This window comes from Providencia lanzhouensis (genome assembly GCF_050469745.1).
GTDB lineage: Bacteria > Pseudomonadota > Gammaproteobacteria > Enterobacterales > Enterobacteriaceae > Providencia > Providencia lanzhouensis.
The window spans coordinates 3,873,542-3,894,715 of the sequence record NZ_CP174123.1 but is presented as its reverse complement, the minus strand read 5'-3'; the positions used below and the strand labels follow the sequence as shown (position 1 = coordinate 3,894,715).

18 protein-coding genes and 3 tRNA genes are annotated in these 21,174 nt (G+C 43.5%); 13 read left to right on the top strand and 8 right to left on the bottom strand.

Features of this window, described 5'->3' with window-relative positions; all coding sequences use genetic code 11:
* Nucleotides 1-18 precede the first annotated feature (18 nt).
* From ACIH2S_RS18190 to ACIH2S_RS18180, 3 genes are all read right to left on the bottom strand, one after another.
* The gene (locus ACIH2S_RS18190; protein ID WP_108478799.1) at nt 19-1,392 is read right to left on the bottom strand and encodes an APC family permease; all 1,374 of its coding nucleotides are present in this window, start codon (nt 1,390-1,392) and stop codon (nt 19-21) included.
* A 684-nt stretch (nt 1,393-2,076) separates the two neighbouring features.
* Nucleotides 2,077-2,970, bottom strand: a complete 894-nt coding sequence (rarD, locus tag ACIH2S_RS18185; protein ID WP_036948885.1) for an EamA family transporter RarD — start codon at nt 2,968-2,970, stop codon at nt 2,077-2,079.
* Between the two features lie 167 nt (nt 2,971-3,137).
* Nucleotides 3,138-3,608 (bottom strand): thioesterase family protein, encoded by a 471-nt coding sequence (locus ACIH2S_RS18180; protein WP_108478800.1) that lies wholly within the window; start codon nt 3,606-3,608, stop codon nt 3,138-3,140.
* Nucleotides 3,609-3,758: 150 nt separating this feature from the next.
* On the opposite strand from ACIH2S_RS18180, the gene pldA reads away from it, so the two are divergent.
* The 5 genes from pldA (at nt 3,759) to ACIH2S_RS18155 (ending at nt 9,468) form a co-directional block, all read left to right on the top strand.
* Complete coding sequence (gene pldA, locus ACIH2S_RS18175; RefSeq protein WP_108478801.1) at nt 3,759-4,652, top strand: phospholipase A; 894 nt, start codon at nt 3,759-3,761, stop codon at nt 4,650-4,652.
* Between the two features lie 92 nt (nt 4,653-4,744).
* On the top strand, nt 4,745-6,571 hold the full coding sequence (gene recQ, locus ACIH2S_RS18170; protein WP_036948892.1) for an ATP-dependent DNA helicase RecQ: 1,827 nt from the start codon (nt 4,745-4,747) through the stop codon (nt 6,569-6,571).
* 9 nt (nt 6,572-6,580) lie between these two features.
* Entirely contained in the window at nt 6,581-7,576 is a 996-nt protein-coding gene (gene pldB, locus ACIH2S_RS18165) for a lysophospholipase L2 (protein WP_036948896.1), read from the top strand.
* 19 nt (nt 7,577-7,595) lie between these two features.
* Entirely contained in the window at nt 7,596-8,408 is an 813-nt protein-coding gene (yigL, locus tag ACIH2S_RS18160) for a sugar/pyridoxal phosphate phosphatase YigL (protein ID WP_108478802.1), read from the top strand.
* 262 nt (nt 8,409-8,670) lie between these two features.
* A complete protein-coding gene (locus ACIH2S_RS18155) occupies nt 8,671-9,468 on the top strand; it encodes a tetratricopeptide repeat protein (RefSeq protein WP_036948904.1) in 798 nt (265 codons plus the stop codon).
* Between the two features lie 15 nt (nt 9,469-9,483).
* Here the strand turns inward: ACIH2S_RS18155 and ACIH2S_RS18150 are convergent, their stop codons facing one another.
* The 4 genes from ACIH2S_RS18150 to rsgA form a co-directional block, all read right to left on the bottom strand.
* Complete coding sequence (locus ACIH2S_RS18150) at nt 9,484-9,813, bottom strand: hypothetical protein (RefSeq protein WP_036948907.1); 330 nt, start codon at nt 9,811-9,813, stop codon at nt 9,484-9,486.
* Nucleotides 9,814-9,867: 54 nt separating this feature from the next.
* Nucleotides 9,868-13,209: a miniconductance mechanosensitive channel MscM gene (gene mscM, locus ACIH2S_RS18145; protein ID WP_108478803.1), complete on the bottom strand. Its 3,342-nt coding sequence runs from the start codon at nt 13,207-13,209 to the stop codon at nt 9,868-9,870.
* 49 nt (nt 13,210-13,258) lie between these two features.
* Nucleotides 13,259-14,152: an archaetidylserine decarboxylase gene (gene asd / locus ACIH2S_RS18140; RefSeq protein WP_036948913.1), complete on the bottom strand. Its 894-nt coding sequence runs from the start codon at nt 14,150-14,152 to the stop codon at nt 13,259-13,261.
* 133 nt (nt 14,153-14,285) lie between these two features.
* A complete protein-coding gene (gene rsgA, locus ACIH2S_RS18135) occupies nt 14,286-15,338 on the bottom strand; it encodes a small ribosomal subunit biogenesis GTPase RsgA (RefSeq protein ID WP_036948915.1) in 1,053 nt (350 codons plus the stop codon).
* 137 nt (nt 15,339-15,475) lie between these two features.
* On the opposite strand from rsgA, the gene orn reads away from it, so the two are divergent.
* From orn to ACIH2S_RS18105, 6 genes are all read left to right on the top strand, one after another.
* A complete protein-coding gene (orn, locus tag ACIH2S_RS18130; RefSeq protein ID WP_036948917.1) occupies nt 15,476-16,018 on the top strand; it encodes an oligoribonuclease in 543 nt (180 codons plus the stop codon).
* Nucleotides 16,019-16,101: 83 nt separating this feature from the next.
* The gene (gene vapB, locus ACIH2S_RS18125; protein WP_036948919.1) at nt 16,102-16,344 is read left to right on the top strand and encodes a type II toxin-antitoxin system VapB family antitoxin; all 243 of its coding nucleotides are present in this window, start codon (nt 16,102-16,104) and stop codon (nt 16,342-16,344) included.
* On the top strand, nt 16,337-16,744 hold the full coding sequence (gene vapC, locus ACIH2S_RS18120; protein WP_036948921.1) for a type II toxin-antitoxin system tRNA(fMet)-specific endonuclease VapC: 408 nt from the start codon (nt 16,337-16,339) through the stop codon (nt 16,742-16,744). Before vapB ends, vapC begins: the two co-directional genes overlap by 8 nt.
* 222 nt (nt 16,745-16,966) lie before the next feature.
* Nucleotides 16,967-17,042 (top strand) — tRNA-Gly (locus tag ACIH2S_RS18115).
* Nucleotides 17,043-17,082: 40 nt separating this feature from the next.
* A tRNA-Gly gene (locus ACIH2S_RS18110) sits at nt 17,083-17,158 on the top strand.
* Nucleotides 17,159-17,214: 56 nt separating this feature from the next.
* Nucleotides 17,215-17,290 (top strand) — tRNA-Gly (locus ACIH2S_RS18105).
* A gap of 702 nt (nt 17,291-17,992) precedes the next feature.
* Here the strand turns inward: ACIH2S_RS18105 and queG are convergent.
* Entirely contained in the window at nt 17,993-19,150 is a 1,158-nt protein-coding gene (gene queG, locus ACIH2S_RS18100; protein WP_108478804.1) for a tRNA epoxyqueuosine(34) reductase QueG, read from the bottom strand.
* Between the two features lie 214 nt (nt 19,151-19,364).
* On the opposite strand from queG, the gene tsaE reads away from it, so the two are divergent.
* Together tsaE and amiB are read left to right on the top strand one after the other, a co-directional pair.
* Entirely contained in the window at nt 19,365-19,829 is a 465-nt protein-coding gene (gene tsaE / locus ACIH2S_RS18095) for a tRNA (adenosine(37)-N6)-threonylcarbamoyltransferase complex ATPase subunit type 1 TsaE (RefSeq protein ID WP_036948926.1), read from the top strand.
* Between the two features lie 14 nt (nt 19,830-19,843).
* The gene (amiB, locus tag ACIH2S_RS18090) at nt 19,844-21,172 is read left to right on the top strand and encodes an N-acetylmuramoyl-L-alanine amidase AmiB (RefSeq protein WP_108478805.1); all 1,329 of its coding nucleotides are present in this window, start codon (nt 19,844-19,846) and stop codon (nt 21,170-21,172) included.
* The last annotated feature ends 2 nt before the right edge of the window (nt 21,173-21,174 follow it).

Genomic DNA, 21,174 nt, shown 5'->3' with positions numbered 1-21,174 from the left:
ACGAAAGGTACCGGAGGATTAATTGATAATCATCTCAGTCTCGGCATCAGAGATAGCAGGTGGACGACGAGTAAAACCATGAGTCAGAAGCGTGAGGTAGCCTGCCCCTGCCGCTAGCCAGCATAAGCCGACTGTGAAGGCTTCTGCATCTAAACTTGTCCATAACCACAAGGTTAAAACAACCCCAATGGATGGCATGACCAGGCAAGTGAGCAACTTGGTATTATCCAAGGAGGCTTTGCGGTCGATGTAGAAATGTTTGATGACTGACAAGTTCACAAAGGTAAAGGCTATCAGCGCACCAAAGCTAATCATCGACGCAACCATGCTGAGTGATAACACCAGCGACATCAACGAAGCTACTGCCACAAAGATAATGGAATAGACCGGTGTATTCAGGCGCGGGTGCAAATACGCGAAGATTGAGCGAGGTAACACACCTTCACGACCCATTGCATAGAAAATACGCACGATACTGGCTTGCGAAGTCATTGCAGACGCAAAGACACCAATAACATAAGCGGTAATAAAGCTCGATGCCATCAAGGAGGCGCCGATCCACTTCATTTTATCGCCCACTTGCTGCATCACCGCGATACTGGCGACATCCGTATTAGGGAGAAAATCTTGCCATACCGGATACATTAAATGTGCGCCGTAAGAGATGGCAATAAACAAGGCTCCCGCAATAAATACGGTATATAAAATCGCTTTAGGTAGAGCACGGCGTGCGTCTTTTGTCTCTTCGGCCATGGTTGAAATAGCATCAAAGCCCAAGAAGGCTAAGCACAGTACCGCAGCACCCGCAAACAGCCCCGACACTTGTGATGACATCACAGTGAGCGGTGCCATCAATGCTTCAACATCCAGTACCATCGCGTTTTGCAAGCAGATGTATAAGAAGATGGTGATGAAGACAAATTGCATCAGAATAATCAGCATATTCATCCAAGATACCAATTTGATACCCAAAATGTTCATGATGCTGACAACAGCGATGGTTGAGCAGATTATCACTGGCATTGGGATATTCGGGAACGCTTCGTGGACAAAGATCCCAATCGCAATGTAGTTAATAATCGGCAGAAATAGATAATCCAGCAGTTGTGCCCAACCAACAAGAAATCCAAGAGTGCCACCAAAGGTTTTTTGCACATACGAATAAGCAGACCCAGAAAGCGGGAGTGCGCTGGTCATACGGCAATAGCTCATGGCGGTAAAGAAGACAGCAGCGAGCGTAATTAAATAAGCGATAGGCAGATGCCCTTCACTTAATACAGTCACTTGTCCATAGGTGGTAAAAATTCCGAGTGGCACCATATAGGCCAGCCCGAAAAATACTAACGCAGGGGTGGTCAGTACACGTTTCATTTGAACGGTATTCTGTTGCATTTTGAAGCCCTTCCCAAAAGCCCTTAACAACGTTAACTCTGTCTGAATACACAGGCCGAGTGAACCTAAAATGCAGCCATATAACTTGAGCTATAGCACTACATGTTTTGTTTTTTTACATACACAAATCATTTAATTAGGTATGTGGATAGACGCCTTGTATTCAATTTCAGAAAACCTCGCACCAGGACAGAATATAAATCACTGTCATCGTGCGCACTTTAATGAAACGTCAGTAATGAATCGGACCATTACCATCCGCTGGGGTGAATACAAGCGGCGTACAATATAATTATCAAGTTCCTATTAAGCAATCATTTATTTCAACAAATAAATATACTGTTTTATTTCAATGGGTTGATATTTGAAAGGTGTATAAATAAGGTTAAATTTAACGTAAGTTAAATATGAATCAAATTCCCGATAAAATCAAGGAATAAAAATTTTTATAATATATTGAAATATAAAAAGAAAATCTTTTATTTTAGAATTAATCCAAACAAGAGAAAAACACCCAAAAGGTAAATTATTTTTAATGAAAATAAGCTGATTATATTAAATAATTTAAACTTTCCAGTTCCATTAAATGAAACGTGCATTAAGTGGGTAATATAATAAGCGGGTTAATACTAATTTAAGACAGATATTATGGGCACGAATGCCCATAATACGAAAAATTAAATTCTATTTTCTTCTGAGTTTCTGCTGTGTATATAAAGCATCTAAAGTAAATAAAATTAATGCAACCCAGATAAAACCAAATGTAATTAACAATTCTTGGGTCATCACCTCACCATACACAAATACGGCAAGCAAGAACATAATGCTTGGACCTAAATACTGGAAGAACCCTAACGTTGATAGTCTTAAATGGTTAGCGGCTTCAGTAAACAGTAACAATGGCACTGTGGTAATAATCCCTGCAGCGATCAGGAGAATATTTAAATGCCAGCTGTTCATTGTCATGTCGCTTGTTGGGCTATCTGCAAAGAATAGTAGAAAGATAACGCCGACAGGTAGCAACCATAAGGTTTCAAATGTCATACCCGTTTGCGCATCAACACCCAATTTTTTACGTAATAAACCGTAGGTGGCAAACGTCACGGCAAGGCTTAATCCAATGATTGGCACGGAGCCAAACTGCCAGAGTTGAATTAATACGCCGGTAAGTGCTAATCCGACCGCAACCCATTGCATTCGGCGGAAGCGTTCATGTAAAAATATCATGCCAAACAATACGTTAACCAGAGGGTTGATAAAATACCCTAAGCTGGCTTGTAGCATATGCCCATTATTTACCGCCCAGATATAAATCAGCCAGTTAGACGCAATTGTCACAGCTGTTACACCTAAAATTAAGATCTTTTTAGGCTGTTTTAAGACTTGGCGGAAATAATTCCAATGGCGCGTGATGGTCAGTAATAGCAGCATAAAGAAGAATGACCAAATAATACGGTGAGTCAAAATTTCTTCTGCAGGCACTTCTTTGATTGATTTAAAATAAATGGGAGCGACACCCCAAATAAAATAAGCGCCTAAGGCACATAGTACGCCTTTGGTAGTATTTTGTTGGCTCATGAATAGCTCTGAAATTGATATAAAGTCAAACTGAGAGATCGAAGCCAAGAATGTGAGAGGCTCGATGTGTGATGCCGTTAATGTGACATTGCTCAGGTTTTTTTACAAGCTATTAGTTAATGAGGTTATTAATTATTTACTAGGCTGTTTCATCCGCTCAGATTTTTTTACCCAATCAAATAAGTCGCAGTGGCTGTAGCAATATGCTGATTTTTCTCATTATGTAATTCACTGCGGGTGACGGCGATTTTATTACCATCGCGTAGTAAGCTGGCGCTCGCGATAAAAACCTCTCCACGCCCAGGACGCAAATAATCAACGCGTAAATCAATCGTACCCATTTTGGACATCTTGTCGGCAATATCTTGGTGAACGAGAGGCTCAATGCGTTGAAGGATCCGGTTGATGCACACCATGCCTCCTGCCACATCTAATAAGGATGCAATAACACCGCCATGGAGAATGTTTTGGGTGAAATTACCAATAAGCTCAGGTCGATTTTTCACAGATAGCTGGACTAAGTCATCCGTCATTTGTAGTAGTTCAATCCCAAGTAATTGATTAAAAGGCATTCTATAGATAAATGCATCGCTCATAAATTTGCTAGCTTCTTCGAAGGTATAGATGCGGTCATTCATTTTAGGATCCTTGTCTGTGATGTTAATGATAAGTTAACATTATGTATGTGCTAATATCTAGAAAACAAATGAATAATCTTTCAACGGTGAATCATTTTTCGGTGTAAAATGAGACAAATTTTTTCACCGCAGTTGAAATAGGAATGGCAAATGCGCGCTTTACAAATGTTGTTGAGTTCTGTGCTCTGTTTCTGGTCTGTTTCACTTTTTGCATCTGACAATACCAACGAACCGGCACAGCAGGATACTGAAAATCATACGCCCGTTCGCGGAAGTATTATTTCGGGGTTACTGCAAAATTATGATAACCCATTCGTTCTGTATCCTTATGAACCCAATTACATCATTTATACCTATACGTCTTCGATAAATAAGAAAGCCATCGCGAGTTATGATTGGGGTAATGATGCACTGAAAGATGAAGTGAAATTCCAATTAAGCTTGGCGTTTCCTATTTGGCGTGGAATTGCGGGGGAAAACTCGGTTCTTGCGGCGTCTTATACTCAGCGTTCTTGGTGGCAACTAAGTAATAAGAAAGAGTCTTCACCATTTCGTGAAACCAACTATGAACCACAGATTTTTGTCGGTTGGGCGCTTGATAACCAATTTGCAGGCTGGACGTTACGCGAATTCGAAACGGGCTTTAACCATGAATCAAATGGTCGCTCTGATCCAACATCCCGTAGTTGGAACCGTATTTATGCCCGAGCAATGGCGCAAAAGGGTGACTGGCAAGTTGAATTAAAACCATGGTACCGCATTCCTGAAAGTGAAAGCAGTGATGACAACCCAGACATTAATAAATATCTCGGCTATTACCGCGTAAAAGTGGGGTATGCACTTGGGGATAGCGTTATTTCAGCTGCGGGTCACTATAACTGGAACTCAGGGTATGGTAACGCGGAGTTGGGCTGGAGCTATCCAATGACGAAGCACGTGCGTTTGTATACCCAACTGTTTAGCGGTTATGGTGAGTCGATGATAGACTACGACTATCGCCAAACACGTTTTGGTATCGGTGTGATGCTTAACGATATCATGTGATCTGGGCAGACATCCCAGTCATTTCAGGGTAATATCTTGCCAATAGCTGCTCTTTTTGGGCAGCTATTTGTTTCAACCTCTAGAGGGAATTCGTGTCTACCGCTTGCGTTATCAATCAACTTTCACTAGCTGAAAATGTGCTCAACAGCACGTTCGGCTACCAATCCTTTCGTCCGGGACAAGATGCTGTCATTGGCGGTATCCTCGATGGTCGTGACTGCTTAGTATTGATGCCAACAGGGGGCGGAAAGTCGCTCTGCTACCAAGTGCCTGCGCTGGTCAAACAAGGCATTACGCTGGTGGTATCACCTTTAATTTCCTTAATGAAGGATCAAGTTGATCAACTCAAGTTACACGGTGTTGAAGCGGCTTGTTTAAATTCCTCACAAACCCCGCTAGAGCAGCGCCAAATTATGGAATTATGCGCTCAAGGGAAAATCAAACTTTTGTATGTGGCGCCAGAGCGCTTATTGACCGACTACTTTATTCAGCAAATTGGTGGCTGGGATATTGCCTTACTGGCGGTAGATGAAGCGCACTGTATTTCCCAATGGGGCCACGATTTCCGCCCTGAATATCGTTCGTTAGGTCAATTACGCCATTCTTTACCGAATGTACCAGTGATGGCGCTGACTGCCACGGCAGATGAAACCACGCGTGCTGATATTATTCGCTTACTCGAGCTTAATGACCCATTAGTTCATGTGAGCAGCTTTGATCGCCCGAACATCCGCTATACTTTAGTCGAGAAGTATAAGCCGTTAGATCAATTATGGTTTTTTATTAAGGCTCAGAAAGGTAAATCGGGAATTGTTTACTGTAATAGCCGTAGTAAAGTTGAAGAAACCGCGGAAAGATTGCAAAAACGTGGCTTGAGTGTGGCTGCCTACCACGCAGGTTTGGAGAGCGCTCAACGTGACTGGGTGCAAGATGCATTCCAGAAAGATAATCTGCAAATTGTGGTTGCGACCGTGGCATTTGGAATGGGGATTAACAAGTCCAATGTCCGCTTTGTGGCACACTTTGATATTCCTCGCAACATTGAAGCGTATTACCAAGAAACAGGACGAGCGGGGCGTGATGGCGTCGAAGCCGAGGCCATTCTCTTCTACGATCCTGCTGATATGGCGTGGCTCCGCCGATGCTTAGAAGAAAAACCAGCGGGAATGCAGCAGGATATTGAACGTCATAAACTGAATGCGATTGCTGCCTTTGCGGAAGCGCAAACTTGTCGTCGCCTAGTTTTACTAAACTATTTTGGTGAAAACCGCCAAAAACCTTGCGGTAACTGTGATATCTGCCTTGACCCGCCAAAGCGTTATGATGGGCTGATGGATGCGCAAAAAGCACTCTCCTGTATTTATCGCGTTGGGCAGCGGTTTGGTATTGGCTATATTGTTGAGGTGTTACGAGGCGCTAACAATCAACGGATCCGCGATTTAGGGCACGATAAACTGCCAGTTTATGGCATTGGTAAAGAGCAAACGAATGAACATTGGGTGAGCGTCTTACGTCAATTAATTCATTTAGGCATGATCACGCAAAATATCGCGCATTTTTCCGCATTACAATTGACGGAAGCGGCCAGACCCATACTGCGTGGTGAAATGCCATTACAGTTAGCCGTTCCACGCGTTTTAGTCACCAAAAGCCGGAATCAACAAAACAAAATTTACCATGGCAATTATGATAAGAAGCTGTTTGCCAAATTGCGTAAATTACGTAAATCCATTGCGGATGAAGAAAACATTCCGCCTTTTGTGGTTTTCAACGATGCAACGTTGATTGAAATGGCAGAGCATTGCCCGACCAAACCCGTTGAATTATTACTGATTAATGGGGTTGGTGAGAAAAAATTAGAGCGTTTTGGTGAGGCGTTTATGACACTCATCCAAGACCATCTAGAAGGTTATGAATGAGGAAACCCCATGACGCCAGATAGTCTAAAAGCCAGTTGGTTAAATCGAGAAACTGAGTTTTCGGCCTTTACCAACGGTCCGCTTTTAGATTTTTGGCAACTACGTGAAGAAGCTGAGTTTTTAGGTGTTGATGATGTTCCTATTCGCTATGTACGTTTTATTCATGCAAAGCACCATAAAGCCGTGGTTATCTCACCGGGGCGCAGTGAGAGTTACGTTAAGTACCCTGAAGTCGCCTACGATTTTTATCATCTAGGATTCGATGTTTTTATTATTGATCATCGTGGGCAAGGGCGATCAGGCCGTATGCTGGCGGATCCCCAAAAAGGGCATGTCGAAAAATTCACAGATTACATTGATGATTTTGAAAAATTCATTGATTTAGAAGTGAGAGATCGTCACTATCCTAAATGCTATGCGTTGGCTCATTCGATGGGCGGCGCGATCCTCGCTGGGTATTTACTCCGAGATAGCGTGACATTTGACGCTGCCGCATTGTGTGCTCCCATGATTGGTGTGAATTTACCAATGCCCCACTGGCTCGCGAGCTTTATTGTTGAGCGTGCAGAACCGCGCCGCAGTGTGCGAAATGATTATGCGGTTTCAACGGGAAAATGGCAGCCATTACCTTATTTAATCAATGTGTTAACCCATAGCCAAGAGCGTTATCGACGTTACTTACGCTACTATGCGGATTATCCTGAATTACGTCTCGGTGGTCCAACTTACCACTGGTTACGAGAAAGTTTTGCGATTGGCAAAGAGCTGGTTGCGAAAGCGGGAGAGATTGAAACCCCTCTGATGCTCCTTGAAGCGAGCGAAGAGAAGGTAGTCAGTAATCGAGAGCTACAAGCTTTTTGTCAAAGTCGGCAAAAAGCGCAAACAGGACGAGAAGAAAAATTACCCCTCATTATCGAAGGGGCTCACCACGAAATCCTGTTTGAAATAGATGCGTTGAGAGCCATGGCACTCAATGCAATTTGTGATTTTTTTGAGCAGCATTAGCCATAATTAGGGATCTTGTATGAAATATCCGGTTGTTGCTTCCGATTTGGACGGAACACTTTTATCTCCCAATCATGATTTAACTCTGTATACCAAAGATACACTTAAGCAGCTTGTAGCGACCGAAGAAGTCCGGTTTGTGTTCGCGACGGGACGCCATCATATTGATGTTGCACAGATCCGTGATGGTCTGGGTATTGATGCTTATATGATCACCTCGAATGGGGCGCGTATTCATAATACCAATGGTGACCTCATTTTTGCGAACAACGTTGACTCGCAGATAGCGAAAGAACTGTGCTTAATGGAGTTTGATCACCCTGAAATTCTTACCAATTACTACCATGGTGATGATTGGTTTATTAACCGTGAAAGCCCTGAGCAGAAAGAGTTTTTCAAAGAGTCTGTATTTAATTACCAACTGTTTGACCACCGCGATTTTCCAACCTCGGAAGTCTGTAAAGTGTATTACACCAGTGAAGATCATGATTTACTGGTCGATCTGCAACAGCGTATTCAACGTCGCTGGCAAGATAAAGTGCATGTTACTTTCTCCTTACACAGCTGCCTTGAAGTGATGGCAGGCTCTGTTTCTAAAGGGGAAGCATTGAAACAAGTCACGGCATTGCATGGTTATGGAACCCATGATTGCATCGCGTTTGGTGATGGCATGAATGATAAAGAGATGCTGAAGTTAGCGGGCAAGGGCTGCATTATGCAGAATGCTCATCAGCTGCTGAAAGATGCTTTACCTCAGATGGAAGTGATTGGTTCTAACCAAGATGATGCAGTTGCTCGTTATTTGCGAAGTAAATATTTAGACAACAAATAATCACTTTTGCTATGTGTATTAGCAGAAAGCCAGATAGAATAAAAAACTATCTGGCTTTTTATTTGCCTTTTGTCATGAATGATAACGAAAAGTGCTATTTGTCTAAATTAAGGCGTTTATCCTATTTTGTCTTCTGACGAGTAAATTTAAACTACTTCAAATGAAAAGCGAGTTTAGGCTGTATAATCTGCCAGATCAGCCGATAATAACGGGTATTACTGTGTCGCCAGTTGCCATACTGCACTGTTGAGGGTTACTTAGGATGAAAAGAATTGCGTTAGCGCTGTTGTTAGGATCTGTTTGTTATAGTTCATTATTACTGGCTACACCGGCGAAACCAACGACCGCCAGTGAACAGACGACGATAGAGCAAATTACGCAGTTAGCTGAAAAAGGTGATCCCGCATCTCAATTCCTGTTAGGTGAGCGTTATTTTAAAGGTCAGGGCGTTTCCCAAGACTCCAAAGTGGCAGCGGAATGGTTTATCAAAGCTGGTGATCAAGGTAATTCAGATGCCCAATTCCGCCTTGGTACTATGTATGTAAATGGTTTTGGTGTTCGCCGAGATTATGATAAAGCGATGCTGTGGTACGAAGAAGCCGCTAAAAATGGTGATACTCGCGCAGAAACCAACATGGCCACCATGTATGCACAGGGCTTAGGGGTTAAACAGGATCTGGAAAAAGCTGCATACTGGTTTAGAAAGGCAGCGCAAGGCGGTAATGTGATTGCACAGTTCAAAATTGGGCAAATGTATTCGATTGGTAGTGGCGTCGCATTAGATAATGAAAAAGCCGTGTTTTGGTTCAGAAAAGCCGCAAAACAGCGTGATGCAAATTCCCAAGACCGTTTAGGGGTGATGTACTCTGAAGGGAAAGGGGTGAAAAAGAACCTACAGCAAGCGTATGCATGGCTTTCTACGGCGGTTTATAGTGGCAATAAAGAGAGCCAACGTTTACAGAAAAAAATCGCAGAGCAGTTGAACGCAGAAGAGCTGAAACAAGCGCAAAAACTGGCTGACAACTACATTAAAACCTACGGTAATAGCGAAGAAAGCTAATAGTCCAATATTAATTTAACGGGATATCAGCAGGTATCCCGTTAATCCGATCACAGACAGAATCAAATATCCCCAGCAAAAGCGGTAAAATCGATTATATCCCCATCCTCGGCGTACACTGAGTTGTTGCACCTTTGTCGATAATTGGCGCACTTTCAAACGGTAAACCACTAAATACAGCAGGCTGAATCCTTGCCACAGATAGAGCGTATTAAAGGCAAAACCCTTTCCGACAATCAGCAAAATCACCAATGGAATCAGAAAAAATAGAATGGAGCCTACACGCTCATACTGTGCAATTTTTAATTTGATGGATTCGTCTTGGATTTCTACTGCTTGGGTCATTACTCTGCCTTTTTTACCATAGAAAATAAGGGAGCAAGTGCTCCCTCAATCAACTTATAGCTCACCAGTACCACGAGGTGGGTTTCGACCAGAAAGGTTATTTGTGGCGCTTTGAATCGAATTACTGCGCACATCCACACGGGCTTGGAACGGTGGGAATGGCAATGTAATTCCTTGTTCTGCAAAGGCTTCTAAAATATGCTGATGGATTTCGTGGCGAGCCGGTAAACGGTGCCCCATTTCACCTGCATACACCCGCAGCTCGAAAATTTGGATCCCTTGCTGTAGGTCCACGAGATAAACTTCAGGATTCGGGTTATCCAAGATCATGGACGAGCGTTTTGCGGCGCGCAGGATAATCTCTGTCACTTTTTCGCTATCGGCATCCGCAGGAGCAGGGATGGTCATCACGATACGGGTAATGGTGTCGGTCAGAGACCAGTTAATAAACTGTTCAGTAATAAATGCCTTGTTCGGCACAATAATCTCTTTTCTATCCCAGTCCGTTAAGGTAGTGGCGCGGGTATTAATCTTAGTGATACTACCGGTTAAGTTACGGATAGTGACCGTATCGCCGATACGGATCGGTTTTTCAAACAGGATCATCAAGCCAGAGATAATATTGGCGAAAATTTCTTGTAAACCAAACCCGAGCCCGACCCCCATTGCAGCAATAAGCCACTGCAGTTTTGACCAGTCGATCCCTAGCATTGAGAAACCGACAATAGTTCCGATGATGGTGATGCTGTACTTGGTCAAGGTACTGATGGCATAACCGGTACCCGGTGTTAAATCGAGATGCTGAAGAACCGCCAGTTCTAATAGAGCAGGCAAGTTTCTGACGAGCTGTGCAGTAACGATAATCACCAAAATAGCGATGAAAATCGACCCCATTGTGATGGCTTGAACGGTTTCGACTCCATTGATGGATGAGGTTACATCCCACAGGCGAATATTTTCAAGGAATGAAAATGCGGTATGTAATTCGGACCACAGCCAGATTAACGAGACCAGCGCTATCATAGTCAGAATGGAGCGTACCAATCCAACTGATTGGGAACTGATAGTATCAAGGTCAAGAACCTGCTCTTCGATATCAATATTCCCTTCACCACTAGCATTGGGTAATTGAGAGTCTTCTTCCCCTTTAGCTCGCTGGGCTAAGATCTCCGCACGGCGCTGTTTTGCTCGCTCGAAGGCGAGTTTGCGGCGCTGCATCGACATCCAGCGCTGGATTGTGTGATAAACAATTAGAATCACAAACCAAATCGCAACAGAGGTTTCGAGCCGCGCTAGTAGTGCTTGAGACGTTGAGAAATAACCTAATACGGAGAAAAATGCAGCAATCACCGGCGCAATGAAAATGAGCCACCATAATGCGGTATTAACTAAGTTTTCACCGGAGCCGTGCCTGTCCAAATACAATGGAATTTTAGAACGGCGTAAGTTGTTGGTAATTAGGCTTAATGCGACGCACAGCACTAAGAAGCAGAGGCGGCCTAAGGTCGCGGAGAACTCTCTTTCGCTGTAATGTTCAAAGGTGATGATTGCCATCACTAACGGCACAATCACAAAAATGGCTAATCGATAATGGCGCATTGCGCGCTTAACCGCGTCTTTATCCCAACCAAAGTGGGAAATGAACAGCCCGGTTGGGCGTGAGAATGTTTCACTGATCATAAACAGCCAGAGCAGCGGGGTGGTTGCGCTAACGCCGTAGCCAATGGCCGCTGCCATCGGGTATTGCCATGCACTTTGTAAGCCATAACCAATGGCAGACCACATCATTGGAAGAGGAAGTGCGACAATAATCGACCAGAAAATAGTACGAACGGTTAAATAGAAACGGTCTTGTGTGACTTTACCAATGCGTAGACTCGAGCGGTCTAAGAATGCTTGATAATGGCGGCGCGTGCTGACACTGAAAATCACTAAGATAATGGAACCTAGCAGGTATAAGAACGAGTCTTGGCTAGTGACCATCACTTGTAGTGCGCCCGTTAGCTGGGAGAGAGTATCCAGTGAAAGTAGCTGGGTCATGTCAGTAACCACAAGTACCGGATAATTAATGCTAATCGGCGGGACGTCAGCGACCCAGAATAGATAACGGTTTGAGGCGTCTTTCACCTCTTTTAGTGCATCAGTTAATTGTCCCGTTGCAACATTGAGCTTGGTCAGCTCTAACATTTCGCCATCAAAGCCCGAAATGAGAGAGGTTAATAGCTCTTTGCGGGTCTTCATCAGTGATTGATAAACCTGCGACTGGGCAGGACTTAAATCATTAGCACTTTCTTGCACCGACACATCGAGCTTGGATAAGCGCTCAAGCATATCTTCATAATTTAGCCGTTGAACACGTAAATCCGCCATTTCACGGTCAAGTTGCTGGCTTTTAGGGATATCTGGAAGGCGAGAAAGTTGTGTTCGAAGCGCTTCCCCTAAGGAACTTGAACTGCTGATCCACTGGGCTTGTTCACGGATAGTGGACAGTGCTTGTCGAGCATTTCGAATGCTGGTGGAGATTTCGGCTTGGTTGGTGGTGATCGCGCTCATGCGCTGCGCTTGCTCGGTCAACTCTTGGGACATTTTGCGGTTGATATCGAGCTGTTCTTTTAAGAACGGGGTCAATTCACCCTGTTCCGCCAACATTTCTGTATGCTCTAACGCCAATATTGCTTTTTGCTGGCGTTGGGTATTTTGAAAATCACGGAGTTGCTGAAGTTCAAGCTCTAGGCGCTGATAACGCTTTTTCTCAAGCTCTAGCGCCATTCGAGAAATTTCTTGGCGGTTATTGGCTGATAATTGCGCCATTTCTAGCTCGTTCACAATCGATTTGCGAGCGCTTACTTCGGCTTGAGCTAAGGTATATTGGGCTTCAGCTAACGGTGTCGTTGGCGTATTGAGCGATTGGAATCGCGTTGAGGCATCCGTTAACTGGCGTCGTGCTTCAGATAACTGCTGTGGCAAGAGATTCAGGGATTCGCTGATTTCGCGTCCTTTGTCTTGCTCTTGCTGCATCAAGCGCCCTTGATCAAGTAGCTGGCTGCTGAGTTGGGTAATACGCTGCTCGAGTTCACTTAAGCTAATGCTCGTGGGGATAGCGGGCGGCGTATCGGTTTCATTGAGCAAGTTTTGACGGATTGTTTTGATAATTCTAGGAAAATTATCAATAGCATCTTGGTAAGACTTTGCCTTATTGTCCGCATCTCGAGCTTCATTAATCCAGCTTAATGCCCCTTGCAACGCTTGAGCAATCTCAGCATCTTTGGGGTTTTTGCTTGGATCAAGCTGTTTGAGCTCCTGTGTAATCTGTGCTTCATCTTGCGCGGAGGCTGGCGCCGCTTGGGATGAAAAAACGATTAACAGGCTAAGTAAAAAACTGATAATCAAACGCACAGTGAGGAGCTCCTTCAGCGATAGAATAACTTAATTATAGTTTAAATGATTAGCTAACAGTTTCAGTGCGTTGCTGTTCATCCGTTGATTCAGCCAACAGCTCACCCATGCGGGTTGCATAGCCTGGGATCAATGAAGCATTAAAGCGAATTTTGTTAGGCTCAAACAGGTTAATAACAGTAGAACCCAGTTTAAATAGACCCATTTCTTCCCCTTTTTGTAGGAAGATAGCGCCTTCTTCACCTTGTGCTGGATACGTCCAACGTTTAATCACGCCTTCACGTTGTGGGTTAACACAACCGCTCCAAACCGTATCAATGCTGCCTACAATAGTTGCACCAACTAAAATCTGCACCATTGTGCCAAATGGGGTATCAAACACGCAGATCAAACGTTCATTACGCGCGAATAGGTTCGGCACATTTGCTGCGGTTAATGGGTTAACGGAGAACAGATCGCCAGGGACGTAAATCATCTCTGTTAATAAGCCATCACATGGCATATGCACGCGGTGGTAGTCGCTTGGGGATAAATAGGTTGTGATAAAATCACCACCACGGAATTTATCCGCTAACTGATATTGACCAGCAAGCAGGGCTTCAACCGTATAGTTATGACCTTTTGCCTGAAAGATTAGGTCATTATCAATAGGCCCTAATTGGCTAACGGCACCGTCCGCAGGTTGTGCAAGTTGATGTTCAGCTTCAACAATTGGGCGCGCGCCATCTTTCAGCGTACGGATGAAGAAGTCATTAAAGGTTGAATATGCAGTCAATTCACTTTTTTGAGCTTCATTCATATTCACTTTATAGGCTTTAGCGAACAGCTTTATTGCCCATTGGGTTACAAACCCGACGTTTCGACTAGCAAACCATCCTGCAAGTTGAGTAAGTCCTTGTTTAGGAAGCATAAATTGCAGGCGGATTTTGATTTTATCTAGCACGTTAACCTCTGAATTTTAAAGGTAAGTTAGTGAAAGGGCGCTATTGTAACTGAAACTAATCTGCTTTCGAATTATTTCACAAAGCAGATAAGATGTGAGCGCTCACTAACTTATTTTAGACTGATTTCGGGGATTATTTCTCTTTAGCGGTAAAGTTACCACGCAGTTTAACTTGTTCCATACTTTCTAAAATACGGTGATAGTTTTCAAAGCGTGATTCGGCAATTTTGCCGTCTTCCATTGCGTCTCGCAGTAAACAGCCGGGGTCATCTAAGTGTTTACAATCGCGGAATTTACAGCCACCAAGGTAATCTTTAAATTCGACAAATCCTTTGGTCACTTGTTCCTTTGTCAGATGCCAGAGACCAAATTCACGCACGCCCGGTGAATCGATGACATCACCACCCTGTGGGAAGTGGTACAGCCTGGATGCAGTCGTGGTGTGTTGCCCTAAGCCCGAGGTATCAGAGACATCATTGACTAAGATCGCGGCCTCATTTTGAGGTAACAGCGTATTCAATAAACTGGATTTACCGACACCAGATTGACCAACAAAGACCGACACTTTACCGGATAGCGTGTTAGTGAGTGCTTCCATGCCTTCACCGGTATGGCTGGAAACTTCAAGCACTTGGTAGCCAATATCGCTATAAATTGTCATTAAATCACTGACCCACTCGCGATTTTCTTCATCTAGCAAGTCAACTTTGTTTAAGACAATAATCGGCTGGATCCCTGTGGTTTCGCAGGCGACCAAGTAGCGGTCGATAATATTAAGCGATAATTCAGGTAAAATCGCAGAAACCACGACGATTTGGTCGATATTGGCGGCGATAGGTTTTAACCCATCATAATAATCAGGACGAGTTAAGACGGAGTGGCGCTCATGAACGGCTTCGACAATACCGTTCACTTTGATATCACTCTGTGTGTTTAGCGCAGGACGCCAGACAACTTTGTCCCCGGTCACTAAAGATGAGATGGTTCGACGCAGGTTACAACGCTGTATAGTGCCGTCTGAGGCTTCAATATCCGCATGTTGACCAAAGCGGCTAATCACTAAGCCCTCTTGAGCCTCACCTAATTGGCTATCATCAATCTCAATAGTTTTTTGCTTTTTGAGTCTTTTTTGATGATTTTCTTGCACGCGGCGCTGTTGGCCTTTCGAAAGTTTCTGCTTAGCCACCTGACCTCTCTCACTTAAATAATTTGGCGTCTATATTATAACCGATAGGGATATTATTGAAAAACAACATACCTATAACGGATAGAACGAAGGGTGTTATCATACCTTAACTCCACCGTATTCAGTTAGGGCATATCATGCAAAAGAATGAGAATAATTTAATTTGGATCGATTTAGAAATGACCGGGCTCGATCCTATTCGTGATCGTATTATTGAAATCGCTACTATTGTGACTGACAGTAACCTGAATATCTTAGCCGAAGGCCCTGTTATCGCGGTACACCAAACCGAAGAGCAGTTGGCATTGATGGATGAGTGGAATGTAAACACCCATACTAATAGCGGCTTAGTCGAGCGTATTCGTAAAAGTTCTATTGGTGAGCGTGAAGCAGAGCTGGCGACCATCGAATTTTTAGAAAAATGGGTTCCAAAAGGCGCATCGCCTATTTGTGGGAATAGCGTAGGGCAAGACCGCCGTTTCTTATTTAATTATATGCCAGAGTTAGAAAGCTATTTTCACTACCGCTATCTTGATGTGAGTACATTAAAAGAGTTAGCTCGCCGTTGGAAGCCTGAGATCCTCGCCGGATTCTCAAAGAAAAACACCCACCAAGCGCTGGATGATATCCGCGAATCAATCGCTGAGCTGGTATATTACCGAGAAACGTTTATTAAATAACTTGCTCTAAAGTGCTCAATATTGCAGCAATCCTAATGGTGCTATATACTCAAGCTATATGGCACTATTTAGGAGGAATCATCATGATCCTACACAGTAAGGTTTTTATGAGTAATCGGACTCAAAATGTTCGTTTACCCGCAGAGTTACGGTTTCCTGATGATGTGAAAGAAGTCACCGTTAGAATGAAAGGTAAAGAGCGTATTATTACACCACTGCAAAATACGTGGGATAGCTTCTTTTTAACGGAAACTTCGGCCACGGATGATTTTTTAGTTTCGAGAGCAGAGCAAGTTCCTACCCCAAGAGAATCTTTCGATGATTAAATACTTGCTTGATACTAATATTGTTATTTTCACCATCAAACGACGACCTGCAGCATTATTACCAAAGTTTAACCAGCATGCTGACCAATTGGCAATTTCAACAATTACGTTAGCAGAGCTGGTTTTTGGTGCAGAAAAAAGCATGAATCCAGAACGAAATTTAGCTGTTGTTAATGATTTCGTTTCTCGGCTTTGCGTGTTGCCTTATGATGAAGCGGCCGCTTGTCATTACGGTGATATTCGAGCAAATCTCGAAAAACAAGGTAAAAAAATCGGGGAAAATGATCTACACATAGCGGCTCACGCTAGAAGCAAAGGGCTTATCGTCGTTACAAATAATACTCGCGAGTTTGAAAGGGTTGATGGTTTAAGATTAGAGGATTGGGTCAATTCATCATAAAAAGGCGCTAAGGTTAACAAACTTAACACCTTGAAATGCTTATTTAACAAACGGCGACGACAAAATCATCACTATGATTGTTTTATCATCAAACGAACAAAAAAATAAAAAATTTGAGTTCAAACGCTTGCTAGTATCTTAATTTCTCGTATAATGCGCTCCCCGTACCGATGAAGTTTTTGTGATTTTATTGGCACGATTAAGGCACCAAGAATTGGTTATGCGGGAATAGCTCAGTTGGTAGAGCACGACCTTGCCAAGGTCGGGGTCGCGAGTTCGAGTCTCGTTTCCCGCTCCAAATTTTCTTGATGTTTTAGCTAGAGCACTATTTTCGGAATGCGGGAATAGCTCAGTTGGTAGAGCACGACCTTGCCAAGGTCGGGGTCGCGAGTTCGAGTCTCGTTTCCCGCTCCAAACTTTCTTAGTGCTTTAGTTATAATAGTTTTTAGCAAAAGCAGTACCCACCAAATGCGGGAATAGCTCAGTTGGTAGAGCACGACCTTGCCAAGGTCGGGGTCGCGAGTTCGAGTCTCGTTTCCCGCTCCAAATTTTTACCTCTCAATTTTTTTTTGTTTTTCTTTCTGTATTACCCCCTAATAAACATTCTATTAAACGCTAGTTTTGTACTTACGCGTTAATACTTATTCGCCTTTTAGCGTTCATTATTTACACAAAAGCAGCTTTTACCTTCCTTGCCCACGATCCTTTTATTATTTATGATCTTTTTAGGATCCAAGTGAGTTTTTTGCTTGCATTAATAGACGGGGAGCCATAGAATAGCCACCCCTTAGCAATAGGGCATCCTATAAGAACTTCAGCTAAAATGGCGAACGTTCGAGTAAAAGGTAAAAAATCCTATTTTCACCGGTTCAGTTAAAATATCTTATTAACCTGGCTTTTTGATAACTTTACTTTAGTTAGTTAACTAAAATTCAGCGTTTTTTTATTACTTCTCTCCATGAGAAAGTTATCCACAACCTGAGTAGGGCTAGGTTCGTTTTATCCTAGGCAGAAATACTTTGCTGCACAGAGTTATCCACAGGTTAGTTATTGGTTAATTTTTGATTATCACAAAATGAATATTATTAATTTTATTTTTAATTCATTGAAATTAAAGTGAAAAACTATTTCTTCAAAATGTGCTTAGCACAACTTGCAAATCCTTTACCTATTGTCGGGTAAGCACTTTTTTATTTTATTCACATCAGTTTGACAATTGATAGATTAGGATATAAGGCTGGACTTTTTTTAGGCGTCTCGGGGTAAACCTTTAGTAATTGCCCGAACAAGACGTTTTTGTTGCGAAGTTTGAATTGTGACTTGGTTTTCTTCTCGACGCTTGAGTTGTTGTCCAATCGACCATTGGAAGTGCTCGTCTAACATAGGGTTGATCCCAAGACGACTCTGTAATGCGAGAATAATATTATCTTGATAGGGCGCATTACCCAAAGCAACGCTGATATTACGTAGCCATTTTATATAGCCGATACGGCGAATCGCCGATCCTTCCGTAATACGGAGAAATTTCTCTTCGTCCCATGAAAAAAGATCCAATAGCTCCGGCGTATGCAATGCGGCTCTAGGGCTAAAATCCTCTTCATCCGTCAACTGAGAAAAGCGATTCCACGGGCAGATAAGTTGGCAGTCATCACAGCCATAAATCCGATTACCCATTAGAGGGCGAAACTCTTCGGGGATCGCACTATCGAGTTCAATGGTTAGATAGGAAATACAGCGCCTTGCATCAACAGTATAAGGCTCGACAATTGCACCCGTTGGGCAAGTTGTCATACAAGCAACGCAGCGCCCGCACTGCTCTTCAACGGGTTGATCAACGGGTAGAGGAAGATTGACAAGCAATTCGCCAAGGAAAAACCATGAGCCTGAATGTTGGTTAAGCACCAGTGAGTGCTTACCCGTCCAGCCTAAACCCGCTTTGACAGCAAGCGGGCGTTCTAGAATAGGTGCAGAGTCAACAAAAGGGCGAAAATTCAAATCATCGGAGCATTCAAATTGACTGCAATACTCGAGGATCCGATCACTAAGCACTTTTAAGCGTTTTTTTAATAGCTTATGATAATCGCGGCCAAGAGCGTAGCGGCTGACATAGCCTAGTTCTGGATTGTTTAGCGTGCTAGCAAAAGCGGCCTTAGCAGGAAGGTAGTTCATTCGAACACTAATGACGCGCAGTGTGCCGGGGTGTAATTCATGGGGTCTCGCCCGCATCATGCCGTGGCGCTTCATCCACTCCATTTCTCCATGATATTGTTTATCCAACCATGCTTGGAGCTTGGGTTCTTCAAGGGTAAGATCCGTATCGCAAATACCGACTTGTTGAAAGCCAGCATCGATGCCCCATTGTTTAATATTTTGGGCAAGAAGGTCGAGATCGAGGCGTGTGGACATGGGAAATATCTAGGTAAAAGTGGATTCGCAGGCACTCTAACACGATCATTGGATTTCTCAAAATCTACGGATCGCGTTGGCACGATCTTGCTCGGAAATGTCCGATCTCGATGTTCCAACAATGTTAAATAACACAAATAGATCTGCTTGAGTTAAAATAGGCGTTAATATCAATATTGAATGAATTTTATCATTATAATTGGCTTCGCTAACTATGAAAGAACGCACAGTACAACTTGCTAATGAAGAGCAAACAGTCGCGCTTGGGCGCACGATCGCTATGGCCTGTAAACAAGGCGCAGTTATTAACCTGTATGGCGATTTAGGTGCAGGAAAAACCACATTTAGTCGTGGATTTTTACAAGCATTGGGCCATCAAGGCCATGTAAAAAGCCCAACCTATACACTCGTTGAGCCTTATGAATTAGCGGATAGACACGTTTTTCACTTTGATCTGTATCGCTTAGCCGATCCTGAAGAACTTGAGTTTATGGGGATCCGCGACTATTTTTCAGACAACTCAGTTTGTTTAGTGGAATGGCCACAGCAGGGTAAAGGCTTCTTACCTGAAGCGGATCTGGAGATCCATTTAACCTATCAAGATGAAGGGCGTCAGGCTCGGGTTGTCGCTTTTTCGACAACCGGAGAGTCGTTATTGGAAGCGTTAACGGTATTCTAAGGAACATATAGCTCATGATGAATGCATCGATGAACAGAATAACTACCAAGGGTATTTTTTCTCTTTTCTTATTATTGATGATGTTTGCTCTGGCTCTGGTGACATCAACCGCCAAAGCTGCATCTCTCTCTAATATTCAAGTTAGTAATAGCCCTTCACAGGCGCAAGTGACATTAACATTTGTTGATGGAAAGCCTGATTATTCCTACTTCCCGTTGCACTCACCAGAACGCTTAGTGATTGATGTTCAGCAACGTGGTGAAATTATTGGCTTACCACTTAAGCTACCGAAAGGGGACTTGGTGAAGCAAGTTCGCGCTAGCCAAGCACCTGATAGCCAGCACAAACGTATCGTCCTTGAGCTTTCTCAAGCGGCAAAAACTAAAGCGGTTGTTCAGCAGATATCAGGTCAATACCAAGTTGTCTTTACTGTATCAACAGGTAAAGGACAGACATCAAATTCATATAATAATACTGTGATGCCTGCTCAGCCGACGGCAACGCCATCTACACGTAATTCGCAGCCCGTTCAGCCCGTGCAAGAAAAACCATTAAAAATGAATGCGCCAGCGGCGGCGTCATCGACCACGCCATCAACCCCTGCAACACCAACCAAAACCTTGCCAAAAGGCACTAAGCAGGTGGTGATTGCGATTGATGCGGGTCATGGTGGAAAAGACCCAGGTGCGATTGGTAAAAACGGTTATAAAGAAAAAGACGTGACACTAAGTGTGGCGCGTAAATTGTATCAAAAACTGGATGCAGATCCGATGTTTAAGCCTGTAATGACAAGGGACGGAGACTATTTTATTTCCGTCAGCGGTCGTTCAGACGTTGCTCGTAAGAAAGGCGCCAACATGCTGGTTTCTATTCATGCTGATTCAGCACCAAACAGTAGCGCTCGTGGGGCATCCGTTTGGGTACTATCTAATCGCCGAGCAAACAGTGAATTAGGTAGTTGGTTGGAGCAACGTGAAAAACAATCTGAACTTCTTGGTGGGGCGGGTGACGCACTTAGTGGTGCAGATCCGTATTTAAGCCAAGCGGTATTGGATTTACAGTTTGGGCACTCACAACGTGTGGGTTACGATGTTGCCGTTCATGTCATTCAGCAGCTCAGAAAAATTGGTAATATTCATAAGAAAACGCCAGAACATGCGAGCCTTGGCGTACTACGTTCTCCCGATATTCCATCCATTTTAGTGGAAACTGGGTTTATCAGTAATACATCCGAAGAGCAGCTATTGAAGTCCAATGATTATCAAGAAAAAGTGGCTGATGGTATTCACCAAGGGTTACGTCAGTACTTTTTAGCGAATCCGCTGCAAGCAGCGCCAAAATAAGT